The 18,610-nt window shown below is 37.6% G+C and carries 21 protein-coding genes and 3 pseudogenes; all 24 read left to right on the top strand.

Annotated elements, in window-relative coordinates:
• Nucleotides 1–62 precede the first annotated feature (62 nt).
• The 24 genes and pseudogenes from PCORN_RS04480 (at nucleotide 63) to PCORN_RS04595 (ending at nucleotide 18,605) form a co-directional block, all read left to right on the top strand.
• Nucleotides 63–1,409: a hypothetical protein gene (locus PCORN_RS04480; RefSeq protein WP_036077946.1), complete on the top strand. Its 1,347-nt coding sequence runs from the start codon at nucleotides 63–65 to the stop codon at nucleotides 1,407–1,409.
• Nucleotides 1,410–1,416: 7 nt separating this feature from the next.
• The gene (locus PCORN_RS04485; protein WP_036077948.1) at nucleotides 1,417–1,653 is read left to right on the top strand and encodes a hypothetical protein; all 237 of its coding nucleotides are present in this window, start codon (nucleotides 1,417–1,419) and stop codon (nucleotides 1,651–1,653) included.
• Nucleotides 1,654–1,834: 181 nt separating this feature from the next.
• Nucleotides 1,835–2,227 (top strand): annotated as a pseudogene (locus PCORN_RS04490) (DUF3885 domain-containing protein); the annotation flags it as partial.
• A gap of 461 nt (nucleotides 2,228–2,688) precedes the next feature.
• Nucleotides 2,689–2,925: a CxxH/CxxC protein gene (locus tag PCORN_RS20720; protein WP_277620157.1), complete on the top strand. Its 237-nt coding sequence runs from the start codon at nucleotides 2,689–2,691 to the stop codon at nucleotides 2,923–2,925.
• 56 nt (nucleotides 2,926–2,981) lie between these two features.
• Nucleotides 2,982–3,461: a 23S rRNA (pseudouridine(1915)-N(3))-methyltransferase RlmH gene (rlmH, locus tag PCORN_RS04500; RefSeq protein WP_036077956.1), complete on the top strand. Its 480-nt coding sequence runs from the start codon at nucleotides 2,982–2,984 to the stop codon at nucleotides 3,459–3,461.
• 195 nt (nucleotides 3,462–3,656) lie between these two features.
• Complete coding sequence (locus PCORN_RS04505; protein WP_036077959.1) at nucleotides 3,657–3,962, top strand: TIGR04197 family type VII secretion effector; 306 nt, start codon at nucleotides 3,657–3,659, stop codon at nucleotides 3,960–3,962.
• Between the two features lie 10 nt (nucleotides 3,963–3,972).
• A complete protein-coding gene (locus PCORN_RS04510; protein ID WP_036077961.1) occupies nucleotides 3,973–4,335 on the top strand; it encodes a DUF3958 family protein in 363 nt (120 codons plus the stop codon).
• Nucleotides 4,332–5,909 carry a polymorphic toxin type 15 domain-containing protein gene (locus PCORN_RS18220; RefSeq protein WP_077913787.1) on the top strand — a complete coding sequence of 526 codons (1,578 nt, stop codon included), beginning with the start codon at nucleotides 4,332–4,334 and terminating at the stop codon, nucleotides 5,907–5,909. Before PCORN_RS04510 ends, PCORN_RS18220 begins: the two co-directional genes overlap by 4 nt.
• Before the next feature lie 10 nt (nucleotides 5,910–5,919).
• Nucleotides 5,920–6,459, top strand: a complete 540-nt coding sequence (locus tag PCORN_RS04525) for a T6SS immunity protein Tdi1 domain-containing protein (RefSeq protein ID WP_036077963.1) — start codon at nucleotides 5,920–5,922, stop codon at nucleotides 6,457–6,459.
• Between the two features lie 160 nt (nucleotides 6,460–6,619).
• Entirely contained in the window at nucleotides 6,620–7,114 is a 495-nt protein-coding gene (locus tag PCORN_RS04530) for a hypothetical protein (RefSeq protein WP_149024257.1), read from the top strand.
• A complete protein-coding gene (locus PCORN_RS04535) occupies nucleotides 7,071–8,303 on the top strand; it encodes an RNA-directed DNA polymerase (protein ID WP_036077969.1) in 1,233 nt (410 codons plus the stop codon). The genes PCORN_RS04530 and PCORN_RS04535 overlap by 44 nt, the downstream gene beginning before the upstream one ends.
• Nucleotides 8,304–8,437: 134 nt before the next feature.
• Nucleotides 8,438–8,981: pseudogene (locus tag PCORN_RS04540) on the top strand (T6SS immunity protein Tdi1 domain-containing protein).
• Entirely contained in the window at nucleotides 8,974–9,519 is a 546-nt protein-coding gene (locus tag PCORN_RS04545) for a T6SS immunity protein Tdi1 domain-containing protein (protein ID WP_036077971.1), read from the top strand. The pseudogene PCORN_RS04540 and the gene PCORN_RS04545 overlap by 8 nt, the downstream one beginning before the upstream one ends.
• A gap of 28 nt (nucleotides 9,520–9,547) precedes the next feature.
• A complete protein-coding gene (locus tag PCORN_RS04550) occupies nucleotides 9,548–10,021 on the top strand; it encodes an SMI1/KNR4 family protein (protein WP_036078104.1) in 474 nt (157 codons plus the stop codon).
• 41 nt (nucleotides 10,022–10,062) lie between these two features.
• Nucleotides 10,063–10,473 (top strand): GAD-like domain-containing protein, encoded by a 411-nt coding sequence (locus PCORN_RS04555; RefSeq protein WP_338151760.1) that lies wholly within the window; start codon nucleotides 10,063–10,065, stop codon nucleotides 10,471–10,473.
• 16 nt (nucleotides 10,474–10,489) lie between these two features.
• Nucleotides 10,490–10,597, top strand: coding sequence for a T6SS immunity protein Tdi1 domain-containing protein (locus tag PCORN_RS21055; protein ID WP_338151761.1), 108 nt, complete (start codon nucleotides 10,490–10,492; stop codon nucleotides 10,595–10,597).
• A 557-nt stretch (nucleotides 10,598–11,154) separates the two neighbouring features.
• Entirely contained in the window at nucleotides 11,155–12,336 is a 1,182-nt protein-coding gene (locus tag PCORN_RS04560; protein WP_051999254.1) for a reverse transcriptase domain-containing protein, read from the top strand.
• A gap of 543 nt (nucleotides 12,337–12,879) precedes the next feature.
• Nucleotides 12,880–13,629 carry a Cthe_2314 family HEPN domain-containing protein gene (locus PCORN_RS04565; RefSeq protein ID WP_036077972.1) on the top strand — a complete coding sequence of 250 codons (750 nt, stop codon included), beginning with the start codon at nucleotides 12,880–12,882 and terminating at the stop codon, nucleotides 13,627–13,629.
• 581 nt (nucleotides 13,630–14,210) lie between these two features.
• On the top strand, nucleotides 14,211–14,498 hold the full coding sequence (locus tag PCORN_RS04570; RefSeq protein WP_036077973.1) for a Mor transcription activator family protein: 288 nt from the start codon (nucleotides 14,211–14,213) through the stop codon (nucleotides 14,496–14,498).
• Between the two features lie 44 nt (nucleotides 14,499–14,542).
• Entirely contained in the window at nucleotides 14,543–14,839 is a 297-nt protein-coding gene (locus PCORN_RS04575) for a hypothetical protein (protein WP_036077974.1), read from the top strand.
• A 159-nt stretch (nucleotides 14,840–14,998) separates the two neighbouring features.
• Nucleotides 14,999–15,544, top strand: coding sequence for a hypothetical protein (locus tag PCORN_RS04580; RefSeq protein ID WP_036077975.1), 546 nt, complete (start codon nucleotides 14,999–15,001; stop codon nucleotides 15,542–15,544).
• Between the two features lie 218 nt (nucleotides 15,545–15,762).
• Nucleotides 15,763–16,419, top strand: a complete 657-nt coding sequence (locus PCORN_RS04585) for a DUF998 domain-containing protein (RefSeq protein ID WP_036077977.1) — start codon at nucleotides 15,763–15,765, stop codon at nucleotides 16,417–16,419.
• A gap of 21 nt (nucleotides 16,420–16,440) precedes the next feature.
• Nucleotides 16,441–17,494, top strand: a pseudogene (locus tag PCORN_RS04590) (threonine aldolase family protein).
• A gap of 298 nt (nucleotides 17,495–17,792) precedes the next feature.
• Entirely contained in the window at nucleotides 17,793–18,605 is an 813-nt protein-coding gene (locus tag PCORN_RS04595) for an AAA family ATPase (RefSeq protein WP_036077978.1), read from the top strand.
• The last annotated feature ends 5 nt before the right edge of the window (nucleotides 18,606–18,610 follow it).

An 18,610-nucleotide genomic window follows, 5' to 3' on the forward strand; every position in this document is an offset into this window, starting at 1 on the left:
TGGTTTTTTATGTTTTTGGGAGGCGATTTTATGTTAGAATTTGAGCTAAGGAGGAGATTCCCATGAATAAAAATTGGACGGAAACCCAAGAAATAAGTCCGAATTTCAAACGAATTGCGATAAATGGCACGCATTTAGAAGTTGGAAATATGGCATATCCGAATTATTGCATCGATGAATTGAGCCGAATTTTGCCGTCAGAGCTGCATTATTTTGCACTGATAACAAATGAAGTCGAATTTCCGACGCGAATAGATTACTACCAGAAATTATGGAAAACTTATGGAGATGAGTTGCCATTGCAAGACAGTATTTTATCGGGAGAATACGTAGATCAAGCTGGGTACACGACTTTCTACGGCGTTATCGAGTTCAAAACAAACATCGCCAATCATATTTTTGATACTATAAGCCGATTTCCAGGGACTTTTGTATTCGGCGATGAGAGGGCACTTGATGAGTTGGATATCCCAAGTATATTCAGCCAACATAAAGCTGATCCCGCGATAACGAATGGCCAGTACCCGATTCAATTTCGTTTTCTCGATGCTGGTTTTGAGGCATGTCTGTATGTTGTGATTTCCGAGGTGAGTAAAGTGAAAGCGATCAACTTTCGAAAAATTGGCGCGCTGGAATCAAACGGGTTTCTAATTCCAACTGACGACTCGGCGATGATTGCGAGCATGTACATAGAAGAGAACCGATGCATTATAAAAAGCGAGACGAGGCAGATAATTCGGAATCTAGATTTTATCCCAGAAGTTTGGCAATGTATCAGACTAGACGAAGATGAGCTACTTCTCTGGGTTTGTCCATTTTTCATGGGAAATGAGGAGAAAAATATTATCATAATCAGAAATGGCTTAGCAAAATTTGATTTTTGGGGTGATGGTCTGGAAGGAATTGAGCGAGTCAATGACGATTTTTGGCTACTTTTCAATGAAGAAGCGACTACCGATACGACTAGTAACGAAGGATTAGCGGTGATTGAGAAAAATGGTACGAGGCGTTTTCCCTTGCACCAAACGGCGAGAGGTCTTATTTTTGACGGTACGGCGATGGCTTATGATAGCGATACCGAGGAGATTTGGCTTTTTCAATATTCGTGGGAGGGCAAAAATCAGTGTATTTGTATAAAGCCGAGTGGCAGTGTCCGTAGTATTATAAATTGTGGCTATAGCCCATCTACTGCGACGATAATGGACGACATTATATGGAGCTGCAATCATAAAAACATCATACGACATGATCTGATACAAGAAACGGTGAATCAATTTGCAATCACAGATGAAAATGGTAAAGAAATAGATGTTCAGCATTGTTACGCGTTTGATGGGAAAATTGTAGTAGTGAGTAAAGAAAACATCGGATATTTATTTCAAACGGATAATATACACAGTAAGGGGTGAAAAAGTAGTGAAGACTGTACAAAAAAATTTATTATATTGTGTTTTAGAGCGTTATCAGAGGGGTCATTATATAGAAATTATCGAGAAGCAAGGCGAAGACGCGCTAGATTCTGAAGCTGTAGAGGATATATTAGATGTTCTGTCGTCTCTTTTTATGGAGATCGGCTTAAAATCGAATGATGAACCAAATAAGATTGGCCTAGATTTAGAAGGTTTGATAGATATTATTAATGATGCCGAGTAAGGAGGAAGAACCATGAGCAAAAATTTTGAGACGTATTTCAGTCATAATTTTGGGAAACTGCAGTTAGAACCGCCACTTTTTTTATAATGCTCCTGTTGGAATTCGTTTTGAATTGGGTGATCCAGCAGAAATGGATGAGGAAATCTACTTCAAACGGGTAAACTATTGAGCAAAAAGCCTTTTTCAAGAGATATTCGAACCCAACGATATCATCTACCTAGTTGTGGATAAGGATAAAGACTCCATTCGACGCTATTTGAAAAATAAAAACTTGAAATACAGTCTGCGTATGGATTCAAAGGAAAGAGTAATTTTGAAATGTAAGATAGAAGATTTGCGCTATATCCGAATGTTACAAGCTATTTTGAATGTAGATTTAATGCGCAAACCGCGATTACATGGTCAGTGCTGGTTTATTAACACGAGGACCAATATTATTTTTCATGCATACGATGATAGAGGTCTGGATATTGTGGGCAACGAGTCGAGTTCGCTGAGGTCGCTTTATGAACAATACCAAGACTGGATACTAGATTATGATAGAGAGCAAATAGATAACTATTTTATAGAGTGATTTTTAATGAAAAGTTATCCACAGAGAAATGAGTCGTTGTGAATAAAAATTAAATAATGATAACTAGATGATGCATTAAGTGTTGCTATACAAGGTTTTATTGAGGCATTGTTAGGAATAAAGATAATCAGTGGCATGTGGATAACCTGTGTATAAGAATATTAGTAAATATCAATATGTCGTAGAGAACGTGTATTCGGACACGAAATGTAGAAATACTTGTGGATATATATATTAAAAATGGGGATAACTTGTGTGTAACAACTTAAAAATCTGGGGATAAGTTAAAAAATAATAATTTATAGCTAAAAAGAGAAGAAATAAGAATAAAAATATACGAAAAATAGATATTCAGCTAAAAATAGACAAATAAATTAGAAAAATTCGAATGGTAGTTGACGCTTAATCAGATTACGCCTATCATAATAAGTAATCTAAGTGGATAGATACATACACTCAGTGTGGTTATCCACAGTTTGTGTCATAAGAAAGAAGGAATAATATTGGGAAAACCGATTTATAGTTGTGAAGAACATATCGAAGAAGCGCTAGATGACTGGGTTTACGGGGTGGAAACGGTTCCTGAGTTTACGCTAGTGGATAAGTCGGAAAATCTGTGGATAACCTGTGGATACTGTGAAAATAGAGCGATATATATGGTAGGGAACGAATGTTCAGGCACAAAATGTAGAAATTGATTGTGGATATGTGGATAATTTCTGTGGATAAAATGTGAGTAAGGAGTGGATAAGCTATGAATATACAGATTTTAACGGTAGGGAAATTGAAAGAGAAATACTTGATTCAAGGGATTGCGGAGTATACCAAGCGTTTAGGCCCATATGCTAAGGTGACGATTGTAGAAGTGCCGGATGAGAAAGCTCCAGAAGTGTTGAGTGATGCCGAAATGGTGCAAGTGAAGGACAAAGAAGGGGAGCGGATTTTAGCGAAGATTGCGGATGATGTTCATGTGATTGCGCTGGCGATTGACGGGAAGCAGAAAAGTAGTGAGGAATTTGCGGAGGGCTTGGATCGACTGGCTACATATGGGAAGAGCAAGGTCGCATTTGTGATTGGTGGTTCGCTGGGGCTGAGTGATGCGGTTTTGAAGCGAAGTGATGAGAAATTGTCGTTTGGTAAGCTAACTTTGCCGCACCAGCTAATGCGATTGGTTTTGGTAGAGCAGGTTTACCGGGCGTTTCGGATTAATCGTGGGGAACCGTATCACAAATGATGATATTTTTTTTGATGGGAATGGCTTTGTGGAGACGTTCTTGGAGCTAGTGATTTAGAGTTGTTTTTTCAGGGTTAAGTGAGGCTGTATCGGGATGGACTGGTACGCCTTGTTTTTGTGTTTCGGATTAAAAGAGGCTGTACAGTTGGGGGAATATTGCATATAATAGAAGAATACAGATATGGGAGGGTTTACATGAGTCAAATAAAAAGTAATCTTGGACGGGCAAATCAGGTGGCGACTTCGATGGGACACGCGACAGATGCGATGCGGCAATCGGGTTCGAAGCAGGTGCAATTGGCGAATCGGACGAGTGTGAAGGTGAGTCATGACGCCAAACAGAGCTCGGATAAAGCAAAGCAATTGATGATGCAACTGGGCAAGAGTTTTGGGCGTGATGTGGCGCATATTCGTTCGGTCGCACAGGAGTTTGAACGGGTGGATCGCGAAGTTGGGAACGGGCTTGATTTTTCGGGGACAGCTCCGCGTATTGGGAAATGAGGGATGGCAGATGCATGATAAAGATAGAGAAATAGATAGTTGGAATCAGCGGTTGCGGCATGTCGCGGATGACCAGTATGCGAAGGAACGAGAAATTCGAAGGCAGAAGCAGTTGTTGGATGAGGTGGACTTTGTACATAATCGGAACAATCGGCTGTTTCATGAACTTGGTAGTACATGGCATCGAGACCGAGAAATGGCGGTATTTTTGGATACGCAGCGTCATGAATATCAGCGGCAACATTTTCATGTGGTGGATGGCATGGAGGAAGAACAGGTCAGGATGGAACGTGAAAAGCGTGCATTGATTGAAAAGGAATCAGACTATTATGCGGCTCGTCGGAAAGTGGAGTTAGGCGGTGAGCAGGTATGAGTTTGAATGGTTTTTTGGGTGAAATTGAAGCGCAATCGGAGAGTATGGTGGCGTCGTATCATGATATGATAGAGGCAATGGAAGGCTTGATGCGTGCGGTGAATGAGTTCGCGTTTGACCAGGAGTTGCAGGGGAAAACGTATGACAGCGCGAAACAGTATTTTGCGGCGACGTATCGACCATTGGCGCAGGGCATGATTTGTTTGTGTGAGGAATTGATACGGCAAAATCAAGCGTTTCCGCGGCAGTTCCAAGCCGATGTGGCGACGACGGATGTGATAGAAGATGAGATTCGGAATCAGATTCGGCAATTGGATGGGCAGATTCAGGATATCGAAAAGCTGAGTAATAATGTGGTTGGGATGGCGTTGATTACGCCGATATTTGTGGATTTGAAGCGGAAATTGCAGGAGAAGTTAGAGGCGTTGTATCGGTTTGATGCGGAAACAGCGACTTCGTTTGATCGTGCAATGGATTTGACGGCGAATATTGTTCGCGGGTTGGCGGAAATCGATAGTGATAAAGCCTTCCAAGCCAAAACTGGAACTTTTAATATGATGGGCTTGAATATGGCGTGGCGTTCGGCGTTGCAGAAGCAATGGACGGCGCGAGAAGAAGCGATTGCGAAGTTGGCGAAAGATAATGAGACGGCAAGACTTATCAAAGCGGCAGAAGATGGGCCATTACCCGTGATACCAGAAGGCAATGTGGCTGGATTTGTCACGAAAGACGGGAAGCTAGATGGGCAAGCGACTTATGAAAATGCGAAATGGCAACAAGCGCATGTGTTGGCAGGGATGAAAAACGCGATTTTCCTCATTGATATGGTAGCACCTATTTTCGATATCTATCGCTGGAAAACAGGACTTGACCCAATAACACAAGAGAAGCTGAGTCCCTTTGAGCAAAACGAGGCGGCAGCATTCACAGCATTGAACTTCATTCCTTTTGGGAAGTTAGGAAAAGCGGCAAAAGCCATCAAAGCATCGACGAGAACGGATGAATTTAAGCTCATATTTGAAGGTGTTGGCGAGATTAAGCAGGCGGAGAATGCGAGTAAAGCCACGAAAATAGCCAAGTTCATGAAATTAGATAAAATTGAAGTGACATTCAGCCGTAACCCAAATCATGACCCCGCAAAATTTGCGAGACAACTAGCAGACCAAGAAAAAGGAATGAACGAGTTGACGGTTAGTGAGTACTTAGCGAATCGGGAGATGTATTTGGCGAAAGGTAGAGCTTTGGAAGGAAATGTGGCTCAGAAGGCTGCCCGAGAAGAAAACTTTACTCAAAAAGTTAATGAATTAAGAAAAAGTGGCATATCGCTTACAGAGGCTAGGAAACAAGCTAAGTCATGGATGGATACACAAGCCGCATTGCATAATCCAGACCAAATTGCCGGTGGAAATCCTTTGAATATAGGTGGGCTTGGAGATAGACGTATTAATTCATCAATTGGAGGCCAGTGGAGGTATCGAATAGATATTGTTGATGAGCAAATAAACCAGATGATAAGTCAAGTACCAAAAGAACAGTGGAAGGACATTTATTTAAATGTTAGCTTAAAACATTAGGAGGTAGGGCATGAGCGTGTTAGAAGATTTTAAATTGGTTGAAAGAGTTTCTGATGATATTTTGGAAGAGTATCGTGCTAAGCTACCAGAAGAAATGATTAACTTTTGGACGAAGTATGGATTTGGTATTTTTATGGGAGGCTATTTTAAATCAGTAAATCCAGCAGAATATAAAGATATTTTAGAGAGCACAAGCGAACGGTATACAGATGGTATCGTCCTATTCGCAACTGGCATGGGTGACTTAATAATATGGTCGGATGGCTATGTACGATTGCTTAATTATCGATATGGTATGGTGAAAACTATTTTCTTCTCATTTGAATTCTTTTTTGAAGATACTGCGGACGAGGAATTTCGGATAGCAGATCTTATGTGGAATCCATATCAAGAAGCTGTAAAAAAACTAGGAACTCCCGCCTACGACGAATGCTTTGGCTATGTTCCAATTCTAGCTCTGGGTGGTTCAGAGAAAATAGAGAACTTGCAAAAAGTGAAGCTAAGAGAGCATATCCTATTAATTTCAGCCTTGGCAGGGGCTATTGAATAGAAGGAGTATATTTGTAGAGAAGATGACGGCGTCAACAATTAGTTGACACATATAAAATGACTATTTAGGTAAATGAAAAAAAAGAGATGCTGGCTATACTTGTTCCGAAATATGAACAAGTTTAAAGGAGTGGTTAATTATATTTATCCTACAAAATTTGTTGAGAAATGACTATTTTCCAGAGGAGCTACCGCCATGTTTTAATTCAGAAGCTTTTGCCGATAAATATTTAGAGTTAACTGTTGCTTTTGAGAAAAATATGCCACATTCTGAGCCCCTTAGGTTTAGCGGGTTTAAAAATAAGAGTTCTAGAAGGAAATTTGCAATACCAAATCCTTATCAATATATGTATGCTGCAAAAACTATAGTGGATAATTCTAATGAGATATTTGCTATCTTCAACGAAAATAAAAATTCGTTAACGGTGCCAATTGAAAAAGCGCCTGAGAATCATATTGTGTACTCTAAAAGAGGTAGCAAATTATCTGATACAAAAGAATCAGTTAGAAAAATATATAGGAATAATCTATATGAGATAAGGGTAGACATACAATCATTTTTTGATAGTATATATACTCATAGTATTGCATGGGCTATCCACACAAGAGCATTTGCGAAGAAGAATAAAGGAAATAAAAGCGCTTTTAGGAAATAAACTTGATAATAGTGTTCAACTTTTAAATAGTCTGCAGACCAATGGTATATTAACTGGTAATGCTATATCTAGAATTGTCTCAGAGATTATTCTTTGTGCGGTAGATAAAGAGATTATTGCTAGAATTCCAGATATTAAATATCTTCGATTTGTAGATGACTATTTTATTTTTGTACAAGATAGGTCTCAAGTTGATGGTATAATTTCATGTTTTCAACAGGAGCTAGCGAGATATGAGCTAATTATAAATGAGAATAAGGTTAATGTACTAGAAAGTCCCTTTGTATTTGGAAATGCATGGGTTGAACAAATGAAAGTGTTTGTTTCGTTAAATCCAATGATTTTATTAGAAAAAACTGTTATAGAATATCATGAATATAAAGACATAGCTATACTTAAATACGGATTGAAAATTATTAGGACGATGAAATTTACAAAAAAAGAATGGAGAAACATAGAGCCTATAATAATAAATATTCTTGTGAAATTTCCAAATCTCGCAAGCATTATAACTCTGATTATAAAAAATAATGAAAATCATATCGATCGTATTTTACTGAAAAATTCCATATACACTATTATTGATATTCACCTGAAATTAAATAATGATGAGGAAATCATCTGGGCAGTGTGGTTAGCAAAAACCTTTAATATCTCTCTATCACTAGGATATATCAAGAAATTGCTGGTTTCAGAAAATTGGCTAGCAATAATTATTATCTTAGATATGGTCTCGAAAAGAAAAAAAGAGAAAGGTGTACGAGATTTAATTGTGAAATTTAGAAATAGAATAAAAGAGGAATATTTTTCGGATGGAGATTCGGAAAAAAATATGTACTCTGAAATTTGGTTGATCGCATATGAATCTGACAAAAATAAATGGCTGAATACTGGAGGTAATGAATTAGACCAGTTTGTTGAGGCTAGGAAAAATGGATTTTTCAAACAGCTGAAGAATAAGTCAGTAGACTTTTATAAGAGTGACTATGAATATGATCTAATACAAAGTGCGAACTATAAAAATAATATTTATGTGACATATAGAGAATTAATTGAAATTCTAGGGAATTTCAAGGAGAGCATTCTTGAAAATAAGCTGGATATACTTGATGAAAGTGAATACGAGAAATATTTGGAAGAAGTTTATGAATTAGCGAGAGAGCACATTAGCAGTCTAGATAACTATTAACTCAATTTAGGTCTGTTTAAGACTATAAAATTTTTTTCATAGACAGATATAATAATTCAAGAGCAATAGTAGCAATGGGGATTTGTCACGGGGGAGTTCAAAGAACCTGTCATGATAACAAAGGAGGTTTCTTAATGGATAAAATATTCGATGGTTTTTCAATTGAAGCATCTGTACCAGAAGCTTTAATTATTAAATATAAAGATCGAGTTCCAGAAGAGATACTGGAAGCATGGCAAAATTATGGTTTCGGGACTTTAATGGATGGTTATTTGAAGTTAGTAAATCCACAAGAGTATGAAGAAATTTTAGAAGAAAGTAGCGAAAGATATAAGGATAGTGTAGTCTTGTTTACAACCGCGATGGGAGATATTCTGATTTGGTCAGATGGTTATGTCAGATTACTTAATTATCGGTATGGAATAGTCAAAACAATCATGTCTAAATTCAAATTCTTTTTCCAGAGTCTTGAATCAGAAAAATTCAAAAGTGACTATCTTATGTGGAAACCATACCAAGAAGCAGTTAAAAAAACTGGGAACACCTGCTTATGATGAATGCTTCGGTTACGTCCCACTTTTAGCTTTAGGTGGTGCAGAAAAAGTGGAGAACTTGCAAAAAGTGAAGTTAAAAGAGCATATTCTTTTGATTTCAGCACTAGTAGGAACAATTGAATAAAAGTACGAATGACTTTATCCACGTAAATAAGATGGCGGAAGAAGTATGTCAGAAATATAGTGGTAAAATACCGGATGAACTATTGAGTGTTTGGCGAGATGATGGAACAGGTACTCTTTTAAGCGGTTACCTTAAGATAATTAACCCGGATGATTTTCAAGATATCTTAGAAGAAAGCTATTTTAGAAGTGATGTATCTATACCTATTTTCGCTACAAGCATGGGTGATATTATTACATGGGAGGAAAATAGATATTTAAGAAAGCTCAATTATAGAATGGGAGTTTTTGAAGGAGTATCAGCAGGGTTTGAGTTTTTCTTTTCCGATTTAGAAAGTGACTATTTTAAAGAGAAATACTTGGATTTCCCAATATATCAAGAGGCTGCAAATGCTTTAGGAGAGCCTGCTTATGATGAATGTTTTGGATATGTTCCGTTGCTAGCTCTTGGAGGGAGTGACAAAGTTGAGAATTTGAAAAAGGTAAAGCTTAAAGAGCATATTCTTTTGATAACAGCTTTGACAGGAGCAATTGAATAAACGAAATATGCAGGGAGAAACTAATAAAATGTTGATTCAAAAAGATACACTAGTTTTTCCATTGCCGACGGAAGAGTTATTTAAAAGAAAAGAAGGATTTTGGAGAGTAAGCTTACCTATCGATTTTGTTGAATTTTTAAAAGAGAATAACGGTGGTATTCCAGTAGATGGAGCGTTCGTTTGCAATAATCATGAATACATTATTGACAGGTTTTTATGTTTACTAGATGTGCCTAAGGACAATGAATTTGGAATATATGATATGGATGTGACACTGGCACAGTTGGAAGATAGGTTGACAGATAATGAGGAGCTAATTAGTGCGGATATTCTTCCCATTGCTGTTTTGTTTGCTGGAGATTTTCTGTGTTTGGATTTCAGAGAGAATAGAGAAAAGCCTGTAGTATGTGTGTGGAACCACGAAGAGTCAAGCGAATTAGATCCAGAGACCTATTTTGTAGCAAATACGTTTGAAGAGTTTCTGAATCTAGGTAAAGGATAATAATCGAGCACTGCTGGCTGAAGGGATTTTGGGAGATATTTATGAAGACATACAAAACAGAAATGAAGATGCCGGATGATACAATTAAAGAATACGAGAACCTAGTGCCACAGAAAGTAATATCTATTTGGAATGAGTATGGTATAGGTTCAACACTTGATGGGTATCTGAAAGTGATTGATCCAAAGGAATTTAACGATATACTTGAAGAATCCTACGTTCGGTATGACTCTGCTATTCCTCTATTTACTACTGCGATGGGAGATATTATTGTATGGGAAAAGAATAAATATTTGAACCACCTAAATTTTCGCCGGGGTATAGTGAAAGTCATTGAGTCGGGATTCGAATTCTTTTTAGAAGATGTAGAGGATGAGGACTTTTTAACAGAAGAATTAGATTGGATTCCATATAAGGAAGCACAAAAAAAAACTAGGAACTCCCACTCATGACGAATGCTTTGGTTATGTGCCAATCCTAGCTTTAGGTGGTTCAGAAAAAGTGGGGAATTTGCAAAAGGTGAAGCTGAAAGAGCATGTTCTCTTAATTTCAGCTTTAGCAGGGGCTGTTGAATAGATAGCGTATAAACAGAAATCAAAACGCTGATTCAAAAAGACATAGCTCTTTCGATTTCTATAAAAGAATATCAGTTTTAGAGAGAAAAGTGTCCTACAGATTTTCTTCATTCTGACGAGAGTAACACTAAACATCGATAAAACGAATATGTAAAGATATAGTTGACAAAATAATCAATAATATGCCATACTTAATTATACTCTCCAAATTGGTGGAAGAGGGATAATGTTTGAACCTGTCCACAATTTTGATTGGTTGCACCTGACTGATTAGGATATAGTAAATGGTAACAACTAAGAACGTACTTACTTCTTCCCATTCACAACAGATACAAAGGTGAGCAAACTGACTAGATATATTCATTAAGAATCCTTCCCTTTGAGTAGACAGTAAATCTATAATAACATTATAGCATATTGGTTTATTACTCCAGTCGACAGGCATATCAACGCCATATTGCCTTAATCGTAATGGCATCCGAGTGCAGAGAAGCAGTCTTACAAGGGCTGGATTGTTGCTTCGCCTGCTCCAAAAAAATTAAAAGGTAGGTTATTTACATGGTGGAATTTAAATCTAAAAAATACCTACATTTTGACAATAGCATGGAATATGATGATGTAAAGAACTATGTTGAAAATCCTAAAAAGATTCAAATGCATAGTTTTTTTCCATTGATTCAATATGTAAATAGTTTTGATAAATACGAGCAAGAAGATAAGACAATAGAGCGAAAGGAGCGTCCTATTAAGACGAAATCAAGAACCATAATGTATGCAAGCCATCTAGACAGTTATATATATACCTTTTATGGCAGGCGTTTAAATGCATTATATAATACTTGTGCTATAAAAAATGGGATTGATGATTGTGCTATAGCGTACAGAGATAATAAATCTAGTAAGTGTAATATAGATTTTGCAGCAGAATTGATACATAATATTTGTGAAATGGAAGAGAGTTTTATAATGGTAGGAGATTATAAAACCTTTTTTGATACCTTGGATCATGCTAATTTGAAGACTAGAATGAAGGAGACTTTAGTTACTGATGAACTTGATCTTGATTGGTATCAGATTTATAAATCAGTTACAAAGTATAGGTATATAGAGAAAAGTTTGCTAAATGAAAAAATTGGTACGGATGGAGAAATTAAGGAATTTATAAAAAATAGGATTAGGTCGCGTTTGGAGAATGGGGTTAAAGAAAGGGTAAAGTGGAGTTATTTTCAAACGTATAAAGAGGTTCGCGAATTTATTGAGAAGAATGGGGTTAAATACAACCAACAAAAATTTGGAATTCCTCAAGGAACGCCTATAAGCGCCGTCTTTGCAAATGTTTATATGATTGATTTAGATAAGAAGATTCAGGAGTTGGTTATGAATAATCATGGAATATACAGAAGATATTCGGATGATTTTATTATTGCTATTCCTAAAAAATCCTTAGCGACAGTCGAAGATTTTAAGTTTGTTCAGTCAGAAATTATTGATTTGATAAATGAATCGGGTCTAACGCTACAAGCAGATAAGACAAAAGTATATGAATTTTGTAACAAAGAAATTTATGATTTAGAAATTAATAAGAGGGCATCTATTGATTACCTTGGTTTCGTTTTTGATGGAAAAAATGTATTAATGAGACAGAAAAGCCCATATAAATTTTATAGAAAAGCATACCAGCTAATTGAAATAGCGAAAAATAAATCACGAGCTAAGGGTTTAAAAAAAACTAGTATATAAAAGTACCATATACAGCTTATATTCTGATAGAGGGATTCGACGAAAACCACATGGGAACTTTATAACTTATGCTCAAAGAGCACAAAAGACTTTTGATAGAGTATGTGATACTAATAATCTTATGATGAATCAAATAAGGCATCGGGAAAAGAAAATACGCAACAAAATGAAGATGAAGTAATGGTACTAAATGTTTGGATATTTTTGGTTGGCAGTTAATTAATGATGTTAGTGAGTGTGCCACGCGTTGTATATTACTTTTTAGAAATGAGATCCATATCGAAAAGCTACACAAATATTAGAAGCGCTTGCCTAGGACGGGTTTTTAGGCTACTTTCCATTGCTAGCATTAGAGAATTGAAAAAATTAAGAGTTTGAAGCAGATGAAATTGCATATTCTTTTGATAATAACTTTAGTAGGGGTATTGGATGAATGCAGGTTAAAAGTATAAAGGAGGTTTATATGGATAGAGAGAAATATCAGTTGAAGATAAATGATGTTAAAAAGAAAGCTGGTTTTTATCAAGGAATTTCCATTTTTTTTTGGATGATGGACATCGGCATATTAACATTAGTATGGTGCCGTATGATGAAGATAGTGAGATACTTACTCGATTAAATGATTTAGATTCATGGCTAAAGAGTATAAATCAATTAATTAAGGATATACATCTAGCTTCAAATTTTGTAATAGACCCATTGGAAAATGATGAGTTGTGGGATTTATTAGATACTGATAACAGCTATGTAGAGAGAGAAATAAATCTAGTGATAATTTATCATTTTGAAAATTTGTTGTATCGAACAGTGACTTTATGGGATTTATTGGCGCAATTTATTAATAGATATTATTGTTTAGGGACTAATATGAGAAAAGTAACTTTTAAAAATACTATAGAAAATAGTAGGTTGGAAGGCACAATTGATAGTAAGTTAAAAGAAATTAAAGATATTATAACCCAGTACACACTAAGCGATGCTTCCGATGAGGCAATTATGACTATTAAATTGCTTGACTTTGAGTTGAAGATACCATCTGGGATACATGCTAAGATTAGAAAGATGAGAAATAATTTTACACATAAATTAAATGATTCGAGAGTAACTGATATTTATAATGGCGCTCACTCCGAAGAATTTGAATTTCATGTGGATCAACCACCACTAGATAATTTAAATGAAGTTTTGACTGATTTTGTGATGGCTGTTAATTTTTTGAGAATTGTTATAGATGATGTTAGAAGTGAGCAAAAAATTAGCCGATTTTTAAGTAAGTATCATCTTCATCAATAGAGATTACAAGTGAAAGAGTCACAGAGGAGATTGACCTTTTGTTACAGGTATGGGTGACTTATTGATATGGACCGAGGGCTATGTGTGCTTGTTGAACTGTAGATATTGAATAATCAAAATAACTTCATTCTCGCTCAAATTTTTTCTTTGCAAGTGTAGAGGATGATGGATACAGAGAAGAAGACCTTATGTGGAATCCATACCAAGAAGCTGTGAAAAAATAGGAACCCCAGCCTACTACGAATGCTTTGGCTATGTTCCAATCCTAGCTCTAGCAGGGCCTATCCAGTAAGTAAATTGAAATAAAACTAAATATAAAAAAAAATATTATACTCAAGAGTCAATGTCTAACACAGGCATTGGCTCTATTTTTTTGCAGAAAGGAGAAAAACATATGATTTCAATAAAGAGCTATTTCAAGAAATAGTTTAGCTGGAAGGTGTTGGAATTGTTCCAGAAGAATGATTAGTCTTTCTTTTTGTGTCACAGTACACGCAAATTTCGTGTGATATACCTTGGGAATAGTTTTTGAAAATTGGTAAGCTAAGGAAGTAGCTGAAAAAGGGAGGGGTGATAAACATATGTATACACAACAACACATTCAGCAAGATTGTTTGGCGGAAGTCTATAAGGAGATGGTGGAGGCTGTGGGAATTGAGAGTATGCTGAAATTGTATCCGCTTTTGCGTGGGCAACAAATCAATTTCCCAGTGCGCCTTTATGCGAAAGAAAAAGTGAGCATGAAAATTAGCCAAGAATACAATGGAAAGAATGTGCATGTACTGTCGCGAGAATACGGTTATAGTTCACGATGGGTACAGAAAGTCATCAAGGAAAAGCAAGAGATGGAAGAGGGCTCGCGTTTCTAAGAGGTCACGTCATTATTCGCAATGAATGGAAGGGAGATTAGAAAATGACAGAGAGAAGAATCCGAATGACAAGTTATATTTTGATGGTACTTAGTTTATTCTTAGGCAATTTTTATAAAGTACAGGCTGATATAGATGGTTTTGTGAAGGTAGAAGGTGTGAAGGGCTACGCTATTATAACGGATGAGATTGGTTTTTTTGTTCTTCCTTTTTCCAATATTATTAGTCATGTTACCGTCATATCAGACATGGATAAAGCAACCAGATCGTTTTCGAATAGGTTGTTTGATTGGGAATGTGTGCATGATTATTTATCTACTACTTTTCATGAGGCATTATAATGGAACATTGGATGAAGAATGGGTCGCTATCACTTTTCGGCTAGGCTTTGCAGGATGGATTTATTTACTACTATCACTAGGAAATCTCTTCTGGGAGTGGCGTAAATACAAGCGTGCCAGCGATATAATTAACCTAACAAAAGAGAGGAAGTATGGAAAATGACTGAACAATGGATACCGAGGATTCAAAAATATGGAGCGGCGGTGGGGGCAAGTGTGTCTATAATAGCCTTATTTTTCACGATGTTTATTTCAGGAGACACATTGCGAGATCAATTAAGTAAAGAAATAGGCTCGAGTCCGGAAAATACAAGCTTTTCAGGGATAGAAGTAGTTTTTGGAAATGCTAATATGGATGGCGTCACATTGGGATTAGCGCTTTTTCTATTGCCTGTTTTATTATTAGCGGCTAGCTGTTGGGAACCAATGAAAAAGTATCGTGCTGCCTTACAACTCGCGGTACCAATAGGAGAATTAGTCATGCTCTTCATTGTTCGAAGTCAGATGAAAAGTGCGCTTGAATTCAGTGTGAACTACGGAGCGAATGAGTACTATTTAAAATCAGGTATTGGTTTTTGGCTTATTTTGCTAGTGAATCTAGGGTTAATAGTGATGTGGGTAATTAACAAATACCAGCTTAAGTTGAATCGAGACTCGATTTCTAGATTCATCGAAACCAAAAAGATAGATGAATTGAAAAAATAGTAGGAGTTAGGATATGAAAGAGGTAGCCATCGAGGTACCTCTTTTTTCCATGCTATCTAATGTTATCTGCTTAAGTGGTTTTTGTTGTATAATAAAGAGGTTATTAGCTAATCGACGCTCAAAAATAGCACAAATAAAACAGAGTAAAATAATACTACAGCCAAACTATATATGGTAAACTTAGCGAAAGTTCGAAATTTACTATAGGAGGCTCGAAAATGGACTTTTTAAAAAGATATGGCTTTTATTTCCTGCTATTGGGCGTATTAAGTGATTTTTTGACGCCTTATATTCTAGGTGTTTTCTATCCGGGTATGAACCAAATGACGATGGTGATGAGCGTGTTTGGCGATGTGGAAAGCCCTGTTCGTGGGGCGTTTTTAGTGTGGTCGGTGGTCTCTGGTGTATTCTTTGTGTTAGCGTTACCGGCAATATACGAAACTTTTGCTAAAACTTCGCGTACGTTGGCGATTTTGCTAGCTTCAGCGATTGGTTTATACGGCATCGGGGATTGTATTTTCACGGGATTGTTCAGTATCGATACGGAGCAGGCGACTTGGACGTTCTCCACTTGGGTGCATAATATTGGCTCTGGACTGGGCTATATGGGCTTTTTACTGTTCCCGTTGTTCTTGATTTTGCTTTACCGAAAACAAGGACGGAGCACGCATACGAAGACATACGTGGTACTACTCATCATCAGCCTTGTATCTGCGGGCGTTTATGGCTTAGCGCGGATTCCGGCGGTTAATGATTTGCCGATTTTAGATCAAATTGGTTTTTGCCAGCGGATTAGTTTCTTTTTCAATTATTTACCGATAGTGATTTTTGCTATAGATCAAATAAAACGTAGAAATAAGGGGAGATTAAGATGACAAACAGTAATATATTGAAAGATTCATTTAAAAAAAACGACGTACAAACTTTCGCAACATGGTCCGCGCAATGCTGGTGTTTTGCAAGAGGCTTTTGAATCGGTTGATGCGAACCTTGAAAGTGATATTTACGGGGAAGGCGCGGTTATCGAGAATTTTCAGGACAAAATCGCGGCGTTTTTAGGGAAGGAAACGGCTGTGTTTTTCCCAAGTGGAACGATGGCGCAGCAAGCAGCGTTGCGGATCTGGGCGGACGAGAAGGGGAACAAAAAAAATTGCGTATCATCCGCTTTCTCATCTCGAAATTCATGAGCAGGATGCCTTGAAAGAGTTGCAATCGATGGAACCGTTATTGCTTGGAACGGCGGAACGGCTGTTGACGATAGATGATATTCGCAATCTTAGCGAGCCGGTTTCCTGTATTTTGATTGAATTGCCGCAACGTGAAATTGGTGGGCAGTTGCCTTCGTTTGCGGAATTGGAGGAGATTTCGGCGTATTGTCGCAGTAATGGGATTAGGCTTCACCTCGATGGCGCGCGGTTGTGGGAAATCACGCCGTACTATCAGAAGTCGGAGAAAGAGATTTGTGCGCTTTTTGATAGTGTTTACGTTTCTTTCTACAAAGGGCTTGGCGGTATCGCGGGTGCTATTTTGGCTGGGGGTGCGGATTTCACGGCAGAGGCTAAGATCTGGAAACGGCGTTATGGCGGGGATTTGATTAGTCTGTATCCGTATATTGTATCGGCGGATTATTATTTTGATAAACGAATTAGCAAAATGGGGCAGTACTATGAGGCGGCGAAGGATTTAGCGCGTCGATTTAATGCATGTGATGGTGTGCGAACGGTGCCGGAAGTGCCTGTTTCCAATATGTTTCATGTGTATTTCGAGAAACCAGCAGAAGTCATCGAACCGATTTTGGCAAAAATTCATGCGGAGACAAATGTTGGGTGTTCTGGATACTTGCATGCGAAACCTGGCGATGCGTGTGGATTTGAGTTATCACTAGGGGATGCAGTGTCGGAAATTCCTGCTGAACTATTGGACCAGGTTTTTGAGAAGCTAGGAAAATGATTTTGCGGAGAGTCGATGTCGGTAAGAATGGCAATGGCTCTCTTTTTTCAATTTAGAAACAATGTATCAACATTTTAGGTGTATAATATAATCAAATTGGTGAGGGAGTGGCGAATTTTGATTAATATTTTAGTGGTGGAGGACGATATCGAAAAAGCGTTTGATGTTGCGGTTAAAGGAGAAGGAACGGTAAAAGTGATTGTTGATTTGACGTAAAAAATGGATAAAATGGGTCACTCGGAATTTGGGTGGCTTTTTTGGTATAATGGGTTTAAAGCTAAAAAAAGGAGTGCCCGCTATGCAATATGTCAGGTGTTTTGAGTTATCGAGTGGTTCTGTTACGAATCCCAATATTTATCCGTACAATATTTTGCGTGGGAAATCGGGCGAGCTATTTATTTTTGATACGATCACCATTTTATATGGGAATAACGGCTCTGGTAAGTCTACGTTGCTGAATCTAATGGCGACGAAGTTAGGTGTAGCAGGCGCTGAGCAGAACAAAGCGTGGAGCAATATGGATTATTTTTTGAACTATGTGGAGGGAAGTAAGGCCAGCTATGGAACCGCGGAAGATGGTGTTCGTGAGCTTGCGATTCCGGCGAATAGTCGCTATATTAAGAGTGAGGATATTTTATATGAAGTGAAGAAAATCCAGCAGGAGGCGATTTTACGTGAGGGTTATATGTATGAGCGCGGTCGGCTGGGGCAAACGAAGGAGGAAATCGCGGAGCATCAAGGATCTTATGCGATGAAAAAAGAAATTAAACGCCTTCAGTTTGCGCAGGAGAAATATTCTAATGGTGAAACGGCGATGCAGATTTTTGAGGATTATATTGTGCCGGAGGGGTTTTATTTATTGGATGAGCCGGAAAGTTCGTTATCACCGGAAAATCAAATGAAATTGGCTGAAATCATCAATCAAGCAGCGCGATTTTTAGATTGTCAGTTTGTGATTGCGACGCATTCGCCGTTTTTATTGGGCGCGCTATCGGGGACGATTTATAATTTGGACCGGGATGGCCTGCAAACGTGTGCTTGGACAGAGCTTGAGAATGTGCAGTTGTTAGAACGCTTTTTTCATGAACGGCAGGATGCATTTCGTAAATAAGAGAG

The sequence above is a fragment of the Listeria cornellensis FSL F6-0969 genome (assembly GCF_000525855.1).
GTDB lineage: Bacteria > Bacillota > Bacilli > Lactobacillales > Listeriaceae > Listeria_A > Listeria_A cornellensis.

Excerpts from the sequence above, each read along its gene's own strand:
- PCORN_RS04480 (WP_036077946.1), top strand. The coding sequence starts at position 63 with ATGAATAAAAATTGGACGGAAACCCAAGAAATAAGTCCGAATTTCAAA.
- rlmH (WP_036077956.1), top strand. The coding sequence starts at position 2,982 with ATGAATATACAGATTTTAACGGTAGGGAAATTGAAAGAGAAATACTTG.
- PCORN_RS04505 (WP_036077959.1), top strand. The coding sequence starts at position 3,657 with ATGAGTCAAATAAAAAGTAATCTTGGACGGGCAAATCAGGTGGCGACT.
- PCORN_RS04510 (WP_036077961.1), top strand. The coding sequence starts at position 3,973 with ATGCATGATAAAGATAGAGAAATAGATAGTTGGAATCAGCGGTTGCGG.
- PCORN_RS18220 (WP_077913787.1), top strand. The coding sequence starts at position 4,332 with ATGAGTTTGAATGGTTTTTTGGGTGAAATTGAAGCGCAATCGGAGAGT.
- PCORN_RS04525 (WP_036077963.1), top strand. The coding sequence starts at position 5,920 with ATGAGCGTGTTAGAAGATTTTAAATTGGTTGAAAGAGTTTCTGATGAT.
- PCORN_RS04550 (WP_036078104.1), top strand. The coding sequence starts at position 9,548 with ATGTTGATTCAAAAAGATACACTAGTTTTTCCATTGCCGACGGAAGAG.
- PCORN_RS04555 (WP_338151760.1), top strand. The coding sequence starts at position 10,063 with ATGAAGACATACAAAACAGAAATGAAGATGCCGGATGATACAATTAAA.
- PCORN_RS04560 (WP_051999254.1), top strand. The coding sequence starts at position 11,155 with ATGGTGGAATTTAAATCTAAAAAATACCTACATTTTGACAATAGCATG.
- PCORN_RS04570 (WP_036077973.1), top strand. The coding sequence starts at position 14,211 with ATGTATACACAACAACACATTCAGCAAGATTGTTTGGCGGAAGTCTAT.
- PCORN_RS04575 (WP_036077974.1), top strand. The coding sequence starts at position 14,543 with ATGACAGAGAGAAGAATCCGAATGACAAGTTATATTTTGATGGTACTT.
- PCORN_RS04580 (WP_036077975.1), top strand. The coding sequence starts at position 14,999 with ATGACTGAACAATGGATACCGAGGATTCAAAAATATGGAGCGGCGGTG.
- PCORN_RS04585 (WP_036077977.1), top strand. The coding sequence starts at position 15,763 with ATGGACTTTTTAAAAAGATATGGCTTTTATTTCCTGCTATTGGGCGTA.
- PCORN_RS04595 (WP_036077978.1), top strand. The coding sequence starts at position 17,793 with ATGCAATATGTCAGGTGTTTTGAGTTATCGAGTGGTTCTGTTACGAAT.